This window comes from Bacillus sp. AFS037270 (assembly GCF_002585305.1).
On record NZ_NUNF01000072.1, the window covers coordinates 1 to 9,463 of the forward strand.

11 protein-coding genes are annotated in these 9,463 nt (G+C 38.2%); 6 read left to right on the plus strand and 5 right to left on the minus strand.

All coding sequences use genetic code 11. The features are described from left to right. Nucleotides 1-143: 143 nt before the first annotated feature. Nucleotides 144-1,616, plus strand: a complete 1,473-nt coding sequence (locus COD92_RS26960) for a spore germination protein (RefSeq protein WP_098532468.1) — start codon at nt 144-146, stop codon at nt 1,614-1,616. Nucleotides 1,617-1,679: 63 nt separating this feature from the next. Here the strand turns inward: COD92_RS26960 and COD92_RS26965 are convergent, their stop codons facing one another. The 4 genes from COD92_RS26965 to COD92_RS26980 form a co-directional block, all read right to left on the minus strand. Then, nucleotides 1,680-1,952, minus strand: coding sequence for a YqhV family protein (locus COD92_RS26965; RefSeq protein WP_176541400.1), 273 nt, complete (start codon nt 1,950-1,952; stop codon nt 1,680-1,682). Nucleotides 1,953-2,054: 102 nt separating this feature from the next. Next, the gene (locus tag COD92_RS26970; protein WP_098532469.1) at nt 2,055-2,819 is read right to left on the minus strand and encodes a sulfite exporter TauE/SafE family protein; all 765 of its coding nucleotides are present in this window, start codon (nt 2,817-2,819) and stop codon (nt 2,055-2,057) included. A gap of 132 nt (nt 2,820-2,951) precedes the next feature. After that, a complete protein-coding gene (locus COD92_RS26975) occupies nt 2,952-3,230 on the minus strand; it encodes a hypothetical protein (RefSeq protein ID WP_098532470.1) in 279 nt (92 codons plus the stop codon). Between the two features lie 43 nt (nt 3,231-3,273). After that, on the minus strand, nt 3,274-4,518 hold the full coding sequence (locus tag COD92_RS26980) for an MFS transporter (protein WP_098532471.1): 1,245 nt from the start codon (nt 4,516-4,518) through the stop codon (nt 3,274-3,276). A 164-nt stretch (nt 4,519-4,682) separates the two neighbouring features. On the opposite strand from COD92_RS26980, the gene COD92_RS26985 reads away from it, so the two are divergent. From COD92_RS26985 to cysC, 5 genes are read left to right on the plus strand one after another with little or no spacing between them, the layout of a single operon-like run. Further along, nucleotides 4,683-5,432, plus strand: a complete 750-nt coding sequence (locus COD92_RS26985; protein WP_098532472.1) for a phosphosulfolactate synthase — start codon at nt 4,683-4,685, stop codon at nt 5,430-5,432. Between the two features lies 1 nt (nt 5,433). Further along, the gene (locus COD92_RS26990; protein ID WP_098532473.1) at nt 5,434-5,970 is read left to right on the plus strand and encodes a histidine phosphatase family protein; all 537 of its coding nucleotides are present in this window, start codon (nt 5,434-5,436) and stop codon (nt 5,968-5,970) included. Nucleotides 5,971-5,986: 16 nt separating this feature from the next. Further along, nucleotides 5,987-6,697 (plus strand): phosphoadenylyl-sulfate reductase, encoded by a 711-nt coding sequence (locus COD92_RS26995; RefSeq protein ID WP_420491216.1) that lies wholly within the window; start codon nt 5,987-5,989, stop codon nt 6,695-6,697. Nucleotides 6,698-6,755: 58 nt separating this feature from the next. Further along, nucleotides 6,756-7,919 carry a sulfate adenylyltransferase gene (sat, locus tag COD92_RS27000; RefSeq protein ID WP_098532474.1) on the plus strand — a complete coding sequence of 388 codons (1,164 nt, stop codon included), beginning with the start codon at nt 6,756-6,758 and terminating at the stop codon, nt 7,917-7,919. 29 nt (nt 7,920-7,948) lie between these two features. Beyond that, entirely contained in the window at nt 7,949-8,548 is a 600-nt protein-coding gene (cysC, locus tag COD92_RS27005) for an adenylyl-sulfate kinase (RefSeq protein WP_098532475.1), read from the plus strand. Between the two features lie 9 nt (nt 8,549-8,557). Here cysC and COD92_RS27010 read toward each other — a convergent pair whose 3' ends face one another. Next, complete coding sequence (locus COD92_RS27010; RefSeq protein ID WP_098532476.1) at nt 8,558-9,175, minus strand: YitT family protein; 618 nt, start codon at nt 9,173-9,175, stop codon at nt 8,558-8,560. Nucleotides 9,176-9,463 lie beyond the last annotated feature (288 nt).

Consider the following 9,463-nt stretch of genomic DNA (forward strand, 5'->3'; position numbering starts at 1 on the left):
GAGTAGGACGTTGCCAGGCATGAAAAAGGACAATCTTAGACGATTGTCTTTTTTTGTTTTTCCAAGATATAATTAAAGATGGGTATATAACCTTTCAGCTTTCCGCAAAATACCATTAATGATTATTTAGGGAGTTGGCATTTTTGGGAAAAAAGGGGATACAGATTCCAGTCAAGGAATCATATGAAGAAAACATTGAATACTTGAAACAAGAACTGCGTGTTGGAAAAAGCTTCGATATTATCCACCGCAAAATTGATTATGCAGGACATAAAATGAGCATGTTCCTCGTGGATGGGTTTGCCCAGGCGAATATCCTGCTTTTAATCATGAAGGAGATTGAAAAGCGGAAACCCGAGGAATTTAAGGATGATCCAATAAATGAGCTTGTTAGAACATTTATACCACATGTTGAGGTAGTAACCACACCTGACTTGGAGGAAGTAATAGCCCAAGTTCTTGCTGGGCAAACTGCTTTAGTTGTTGAACAAGGCAGTAAAGTAGTCCTGATTGATTCAAGGGAATATCCAATTCGTTCCCCTCAGGAACCTGATATTGAGCGAGTAGTTCGTGGGCCGCGTGATGGGTTTGTGGAAACGATTGTATTTAACCTTGCATTAATCCGAAGGCGGGTAAGAGACCGATCATTAGTCATGGAATATGTACAGGTAGGAAATCGATCAAAGACAGATGTAGCATTAGTATACATAGACAGTATTGTTGATATGGAAAACGTGAGAATGCTGAGAGAAAAACTTGAGGATATTTCAGTAGATGGGGTTTCCATGGGTGAAAAAACAATAGAAGAGTTTGTCTTCGGCAGGAACTATAACCCGTACCCATTAGTTAGATACACGGAAAGAGCTGATACAAGTTCTGTTCATTTAATGGAAGGGCATGTACTTATTGTTGTCGATGGCTCACCGAGCGTTATGATCTGTCCAGCTACTTATTGGCATCATCTGCAGCATGCTGAGGAGTATCGGCAGAAGCCCTTGGTAGGTGGCTTTTTACGATTTGCAAGATTTGTTGCAGTTGCCGCCTCATTATTTCTATTACCTATATGGTATACCTATGCAACAAATGAGCAGCTACTTTCTGAACGATGGAAGTTCATTGGGGTAAAGGATCATGGAGAAATCGCTCTTATTTGGCAATTTCTTATTGCTGAAATCGGAATTGAGATTTTGCGGATGGCGGCCATACATACCCCTAATGCTCTTGCTACTGCCCTTGGTATCGTCTCTGCTATCATTATCGGGGATGTAGCGGTCCAAGTCGGGATTTTTACCCACGAGGTAGTGCTTTACGTTGCGGTTGCTGCTATTGGAACATTTGCAACACCTAGTTATGAATTAAGCCTTGCGAATCGTATTTTCCGTGTTTTCTTTTTAATCATGGTCGCAATACTCCAAGTACCGGGTTTAGTTATCGGGATTACGTTATGGATCTTACTGTTAGTCGTAACAAAGACGATGAATATTCCATATTTATATCCGTTTATGCCGTTTAATCCCCTTGATTTCAAATTAGTTCTTCTACGCTCACCTGTTCCATATAGTAATTTGCGAGGACACATGCTAAACCCACAGGATCGATCAAGACAAGATGACTAAGCCTATCAGACCTATCTAATCTGATAGGCTTTTTCCATTGATAGGCAAAGGAGAATGGCCCCATTAAGATTTTACTCCTATTAATATAAATGCAACCCCGAGTAAAATCCAGACGATTTTCATGACAGATATATCTCCAACAATCCCTACTAAGCCTATTGTTGTGGTTAAAATTAATATAATAGGACCCACAAGGGCGAGTGAGGAATTAATCATTAAAGCTTTTTCAACTGAATTAAATCTAAGCATTAAAATAGCTGCAAATATCTCGATACTGCCAGATAATAATCGTAAAAAGGCCATTCCCAAAACTGCTTTTTCTAAAATTATAAACATAGCTACCTCCCGAAAATATCATTTTCACCACATTATATGTTGATTTTTTCAAGAGAAGGACATGTTTTTTTCCTAACTTAATTGCATTTTAAAAAGGGAACATCAAATTAGTTTAAACCCGCTAATTAAAATCATAATAGCCATAATCGTTCTTAGTGGTTTTTCGGGGAATTTAGAAGATAAGTTGCTTCCTAAAATGACACCTGGGATGGATCCGGTTAAAAGATTAACCATTAAGAAGAAATCAACATTACCAATACCGGCATGCATGATTCCAGCGGCTGTAACTAAGAGGAAAGCATGGGCAATATCTGTTCCAACGAGCTCTGATGGGCTTAATCGGTAGAGAAAGATCATGGCTAAGGCAAACAATGAACCTGAGCCAATCGAAGTTAATCCAACAATAAAGCCTAATACCGCCCCTAAACCAATTGTTAATGCCCGTTTCTCTTCAAGAGGCTTCATTTGCAGATGATTCCACTTATTTTTATTTTTCATAAATGTTTTAAACAGGGTAGATAATGCCACCAATATCAAAACATAGCCAAGTGCATGTTTAATCACTAATTCTTGATTGTGAAAATAAGAATCAAATAAGTGAAGGAGTGCAACAGCCATGACCGCACTGGGAATGCTTCCAATCGCTAAATATTTGACCAGTTGAAGGTTGATGGTCTTTTGTCTCCAATGCTGAATAGATCCAAAGAGTTTTGTAATGGAGTTGTAGAAAAGATCCGTCCCAACAGCAATGGATGGATTTATCCCTATTAATATTAAAATCGGTGTTAACAAGGCTGCACCACCAACGCCTGTTAACCCGACCATAAAACCAATCACTAAACCCATGAAAATAATCCCAACGCTCATTAGGCAACACTCCATAGAAAAAATACTTACAACACTAAATTATGAAGTAGTTATCCGCCTTGTTACATATAACTTGTAAGCCAAAAAAGCTGACCCAGTTCTTCTCTAAGTCAGCCGATTATGGAATCATAATTATTTTTCTTCTTCATTCAGTTTAATTTTCTTACATCCAACATACAAACAAGAGAAGATATCGAGTCCTGGCTTAGCTTTAGCTAGCCCTTTAATATAGGGTGTAATTAAATCTTTAAAGTCTGCTCCCACTTCATCCTCTTCTAAAATGCCGTAAACATAAAGTTTCTTTTCGGCAAATAAGAAGGCCACATTCCCGACTCCCTTGTTTTTTCCATCAACCACATTTAAAACTTGATATTCCGGGGTAATGACCTCGGGTGAAAAATAAATTTGCAATGAAATCTTCTCCTTTAATTTCTATGGTTAGGATTAGGTGGTGTTACGTAAACTGGAGCTTCTCAAATAGTGAATCATTTTCTTCGGTCGGTTTCTTTTTAGCGACATGGATTAGCATCATGCAAAGAAGGCCGCATAATAGCGTTAATCCTGCGGTAGAAAGAAACATTCCAGATCTGGACCATTCCATTAATGTACTAAAGATAGGAGGGCCGATGGCTACCCCTAAAAAACGAACTGATCCATATAGGGAAGTGACAAATCCTCTTCTGTCAGATGGAACGGAACCAGTAATAAAGCTATTAATGCACGGCAGTACAAGGCCAGTGCCGATACTGCTGACAACCAGAACTGCAAAGAACGGTAATAATTTAGTAAAGAACACTAGAGATGCAAAAGAAGCTGTCATTAATAAACAACCAATAACAATTAGTTTTTTCATAAGACTCATTTTTTTTCCGATATTGCTTCCGGTGATATAGGAAGTAGTGGTCATAAATAAAAGCGGTATTGCTAATATAGCCCCTTTTAACAAGCCGTCAATATGATGGTCTTTCTCGAGTATATCTGAGATATAAAACAATATCCCAAACAATGTAAATAAACAGGAAGCCCCTGTTAAATAAGCGGCAAACAGCCAGCGGCCTTCTGTTTTAAACACTGAGACAAGACCTTTAATATATTTTTTAACTGGCGGAGGTTCTTTTTCTGCCTTTTTCTCTTTAATAAAAAAGATGGTTAACAAAACGGATAGTAAGCAAAAGATTGGAAAGGCAAAGAAGGCTGCATACCAAAAGAGCAGGGCTAATAACGACCCAATAATCGGGCTGATTACCTTTCCGAACCCATTGGAGGCTTCCACTAATCCTAATACCTTACTTTGTTCGCCACCCTTAAATAAGTCGCCTGCTAAAGCCATCGCTATGGGTGCTGTTCCTGCCGCACCCATTCCCTGCATAATCCTCCCAGCCAATATCCATGTGTAGGCATTTGAAAACCAAGCCGCTGCCGCACCAGCTAATAGTCCACCGCAGCCATACAAAATAAGTGCAGGGATGATGACAGCCTTTCGAGAAAATCTGTCGGATAAGTAACCTAATATGGGTATTGAGATTGCTGCAGCAATCGAAAATACTGAGATAATCAAACTTGTCTGAAATTGGGTTACATTCAGTTCTGTTTTCATCTTCGGGAGGATAGGGATCAGCATCGAGTTCCCCAGAACTAAAATCAGCGGAATAGAACCGATGGATGCTATCGTTAAGCCTTTATGTTTTTGCTTTGGCAAGGATGTACACCCCTAACTATAAAATTAAGCTTTATTATTGTTTGTTCTAGAGGAATGTTTATACATGACAAATGCCTAATTACTCGGTGTAATAGCCCAATGTATACACATTCACCCAGTTCTTGAATAATCTATCCTAGAAAAATAGAGGAGGCGCATTGCCTATGAATTTTTTAACATTACCGGAAAGGACTTTTGGAAATCGAACTTACGGTTTGACTTCTGTCATTGATTTCGGGACCCCAATAGGGGAGTTAAAAAATATATTATCTGATTATGGTGACATCATTGATATTGCCAAAATTGGAATTGGTTCTGCCTATGTTACCCCAAATTTAAAGGAAAAAGTGAATCTTTATAAGGAGTACCAGATTAAACCGTATTGTGGAGGAACCTTATTTGAGAAATGCTATTATCAGAATAAGATTCCTGAGTATCTCGCGTACTTAAGCAGCTTAGGTATTAATTGGCTTGAAATCTCCAATGGGACCTTGGATATTCCACTTCAGGAGCGTTTACAATTGATTTCCCAAATAAAGGATGATTTTCATGTAATTGCGGAAGTGGGCTCGAAGGATTGTAATAACGAAATGCCTATCTCTGATTGGAAAAAAGAAATTCAATTGCTTCTAGATGCTGGATGTGAATATGTCATAACCGAAGGCCGGGATTCCGGCACATCTGGAATTTATGAAAAGTGTGGAACCGTTAAATCCAATTTAGTACATGAATTATTAAAAGATTTAGATACACGAAAAATTATCTTTGAGGCTCCATCTGCCAAACATCAAATGTATTTTATAAAAGAAATTGGTCCTAACGTAAATTTAGGAAATGTGAAACTTCAGGATGTACTTGTTTTGGAATCACAGCGCCGTGGTCTTAGAAGTGAAACCTTTTTTCTGGAGGCTTAAGATGAACATTACTTTAATACGGCACCTTCCAACAGAATGGAATAAAAAAACATGGCTTCAAGGAAGACGGGACATTGACCTCGCTCCTGTCACTGAGGAGTTCGTCAATAAAATAGAGCAAAATCAGGAGCAGCTCCAAAAACAGCCGTTTGACATAGTATTGGCTAGTACCCTGAAACGAACCCATCAAACAGCACATCTATATGGTTATCAGCCTAAAACCGAAGGATTATTGGATGAATTAGATTTTGGTCCATTTGAGGGAGTTCCAAAGGGGAAGCTCATCAATGAGTATGGTGATAAATGGATAGAAAACCCAAAGGAACTGATTCTGGGTGAGAGTTTAAAGAACCTCGAGGCTCGAATTGCACTATTTTTAAAAAAATATAAAGACTACCATAATGTATTAGTTTTCGGTCACGGCTCGTGGATAAGAGGGTTTGTTTCTTATGTAAACTTTGGCGACATCAACAACATGAATAAAATAATCGTCGAAAACAATCAATGTATTACCATAGAAGTGGAAATGAGTGAATGAAATGGAGGGCTAAGTTTTGTCTGAACTGTTAACGTATGAAAATTGGAATGAAGAGAAAATAGCCTCCTTTATAAACAATAAACCAGATTTCCTGGATGTTTTAAAATGGGCTTATCAGGAGTATAAGGATGATATAGTATATTCCTGCAGCTTCGGTGCAGAGGGGATTGTTTTAATTGATTTAATTTATAAGGTTAACAAACAAGCTAAAATTATTTTCCTTGATACAGGTCTGCATTTCCCCGAAACATATGAATTAATTGAAAAAGTTAAGGAACGTTACCCTTTATTAGATATTACAATGCTAAAACCAAAGGCCAGCTTAGAGGATCAAGCAAAATGGTATGGGGACGAATTATGGAAGCATAATCCCAATTTATGTTGTCATATGAGAAAAGTAGTCCCCTTAAAAGAAGCCTTATCCAATGTTTCGGCATGGATCTCCGGTTTAAGAAGAGACCAATCTCTCACAAGGAGAAATACCCAATATATAAATAAGGATGATAAATTTCATAAAGTAAAAATTTGCCCACTTATTCATTGGTCCTGGGAAGATATCATGACCTATATTACCTTAAATAATCTTCCATATAACCCACTGCATGATCAAGGATATCCAAGTATCGGATGTGCACCGTGTACCCAGCCTGTTACCAATACCGGGGATCTTCGTGCAGGGCGCTGGGCTGGTAATACAAAAACAGAATGCGGACTCCACGAGGGATAAAGAACAAACCAAAAAACATGCTGACCGAATAATTGGGAGGTCTAGGGAGGAGAAAGATATGAGTGAGAGTATGCCGCACGGCGGCAAATTAATAAATCGAATAGATGTTCATTTTTCAAAAGAAAATATTCGAAACTCTGTCGAACTCAGTAAATTGGAATTAAGTGATTTGGAATTAATCGCTAATGGTGCTTATAGCCCGCTCGAAGGATTTATGGAAAAAAGGGATTATGATTCGGTTGTACAGAATATGAGGTTATCTAACGGACTTCCATGGTCCATCCCAATTACGTTAGCGGTCGAGCCTTTGAAAGCAAAACAACTCAAAATTGGAGAAACAATCAACTTAATTCACGGTAATACCATTTATGGTGTGATGACGATAAAGGAAATGTTTCGTCCAGATAAAAAGATTGAAGCCGACAAAGTATATAGAACGATTGATCCTCACCATCCTGGAGTTAAAAAGCTGTTTGATCGTCCGGAGATTTATATTGCTGGTCCGATAACCCTTATCAATAGACCGGAGAAAATGATCTTTGAAAGCTTTTATTTAGATCCTCTTCAAACCAGGAAGATATTCAAAGAGCTAGGCTGGAAGACAGTTGTTGGGTTTCAAACAAGAAATCCTGTTCACAGGGCTCATGAATATATACAAAAATCAGCTCTAGAAATTGTTGACGGTTTATTCTTAAATCCGTTGGTCGGTGAGACAAAGGCCGATGATATCCCAAGTGAAATTAGAATGAAGAGCTATCAAGTATTACTCGAAAATTATTATCCACAAGACCGTGTCTTCTTGTCTGTTTTTCCAGCTGCCATGCGTTATGCCGGACCGAGAGAAGCCATTTTTCATGCCATTGTCCGGAAAAATTATGGATGTACGCATTTTATTGTAGGAAGAGATCATGCAGGGGTTGGAAATTATTATGGGACCTATGATTCCCAAAAAATTTTCAGTCATTTTACAGAAGAAGAATTAGGGATTAAACCACTATTCTTCGAACATAGTTTCTACTGCAGAAAATGCGAAAATATGGCGTCTGCAAAAACATGTCCTCATGACCGAGGGTATCATGTAATTTTATCGGGGACGGCGGTTAGAGGAATGCTGAGAAATGGCGTTCATCCTCCAAAGGAATTCAGTCGTCCAGAGGTAGTGGAAATCCTTATCCAAGGTATGATAGAAACTTATATAAATGAAAATTCAAGTATTGGCTAGCTGCTAAAACAACTAAAGGGTGTAGGAGAATGAATAAAAGAGGTAACATCACCTGGCATCACACAACGGTTACAAAAAAAGACCGTCTCCTTTTAAATGGTCATAAAAGCTGCGTTCTTTGGTTTACCGGTTTGTCCGGGTCAGGAAAATCCACGCTGGCCAATGCCGTTGACCATATGTTATTTCAAGAATCCTATCGAAGCTATGTATTGGATGGGGATAATATCCGTCATGGATTAAACCGTGATTTAAGCTTTCTGCCAGAGGACAGGAAAGAAAATATCCGCAGAATCGGTGAAGTGGCAAAACTGTTTGTCGACAGTGGGCAGATTGTATGTACTGCTTTTATCTCCCCTTTCCTTGAAGACAGGGAGCTTGTCCGCACAATGTTTGAACCCGGTGAGTTTATTGAAATCTACTTAAATTGTCCTATATTGGTTTGTGAAGATCGCGATCCTAAAGGACTGTATAAAAAGGCAAGGAAAGGTGAAATCTCTGAATTTACAGGAATCTCATCTCCATATGAGGCCCCAATTAGTCCGGAAATTATAATTGATTCCGATAAAATGACGATCGAAGAATCTGTAGACAAAGTAATTGGATATTTAAAAGATAAGAAGATTCTATAGCGGATCTTCTTATCTTTTACGCCAATTAGCAGTTAAGAAGCTAATCTTATGGATTTTTAGTTCGTATATATAATCTATGATATTGGTCGAAAAAAATTGGCAAATAATCGCGAAAATCACAATTTTATAATCGATCACAAGGGCAGTTAATAAGAATATCAACAGGTTAATTCCCATCATCACTTTACCAGGACTCCAATTTTTGTAGGTAGCAATCATTAAAGCCGGAATGACCATCCCGCCGCTCGATGCACCGGCCCGAATGAGAATCCCCACGCCAATTCCGAAAAAAACACTGCCAGCAATTAAATCCAATAACAGATGTACATGTATATGTGGGATCTGCAAAGTTATGAAATTTACAGTTGTCGAAGTAGTGGCAACAGAGAGGATGGTTCTAAACGTCCATGTGTAGCCAAAATAACGGATGGCAAAAAATAAAAAGACTATATTAGCAATCCATAAGGAAAATCCCAATGATAAATGAAACCAATGATTCATTAGAATAGCAATTCCGGCAGCCCCGCCAGATGGAATAGAATGAGGAAATAGAAACAAGGACATAGACATCCCCTGCAGGCTTGCTCCGAATATTAAGCAGCAATATGTAAAAAATGTTCTTCTCATAAGCTATCGGATTCTATCGCTAATCGTTTAATAGTTCTTACCAAGTTCATAACCCCCTAGGACAATCCTTACTTGTCCATTTTATGTGGGTTCTACCCCAAATATGAAGGATTGTTAAATGGATAATTTTTCATGTGGAAGTTTACATGAAGAGGTGATATTATTTAAAAGCTCCTTCGAGATGAGGTCATCTTTATAATAATTTTAAAATTATGGTTGACAATTTTTTGAGGGATGTGTTATGATATTTCTTGTCGCTTATGACATGTTGTTCTTTGAAAACTAAAC

What these genes read in the sequence shown, in the direction of transcription:
- COD92_RS26990 (WP_098532473.1), top strand. Translation starts at nt 5,434, where the DNA reads ATGAACATTACTTTAATACGGCACCTTCCAACAGAATGGAATAAAAAA.
- COD92_RS26970 (WP_098532469.1), bottom strand. Translation starts at nt 2,819, where the DNA reads ATGAGCGTTGGGATTATTTTCATGGGTTTAGTGATTGGTTTTATGGTC.
- COD92_RS27010 (WP_098532476.1), bottom strand. Translation starts at nt 9,175, where the DNA reads ATGAGAAGAACATTTTTTACATATTGCTGCTTAATATTCGGAGCAAGC.
- COD92_RS26985 (WP_098532472.1), top strand. Translation starts at nt 4,683, where the DNA reads ATGAATTTTTTAACATTACCGGAAAGGACTTTTGGAAATCGAACTTAC.
- cysC (WP_098532475.1), top strand. Translation starts at nt 7,949, where the DNA reads ATGAATAAAAGAGGTAACATCACCTGGCATCACACAACGGTTACAAAA.
- sat (WP_098532474.1), top strand. Translation starts at nt 6,756, where the DNA reads ATGAGTGAGAGTATGCCGCACGGCGGCAAATTAATAAATCGAATAGAT.
- COD92_RS26965 (WP_176541400.1), bottom strand. Translation starts at nt 1,952, where the DNA reads ATGTTTATAATTTTAGAAAAAGCAGTTTTGGGAATGGCCTTTTTACGA.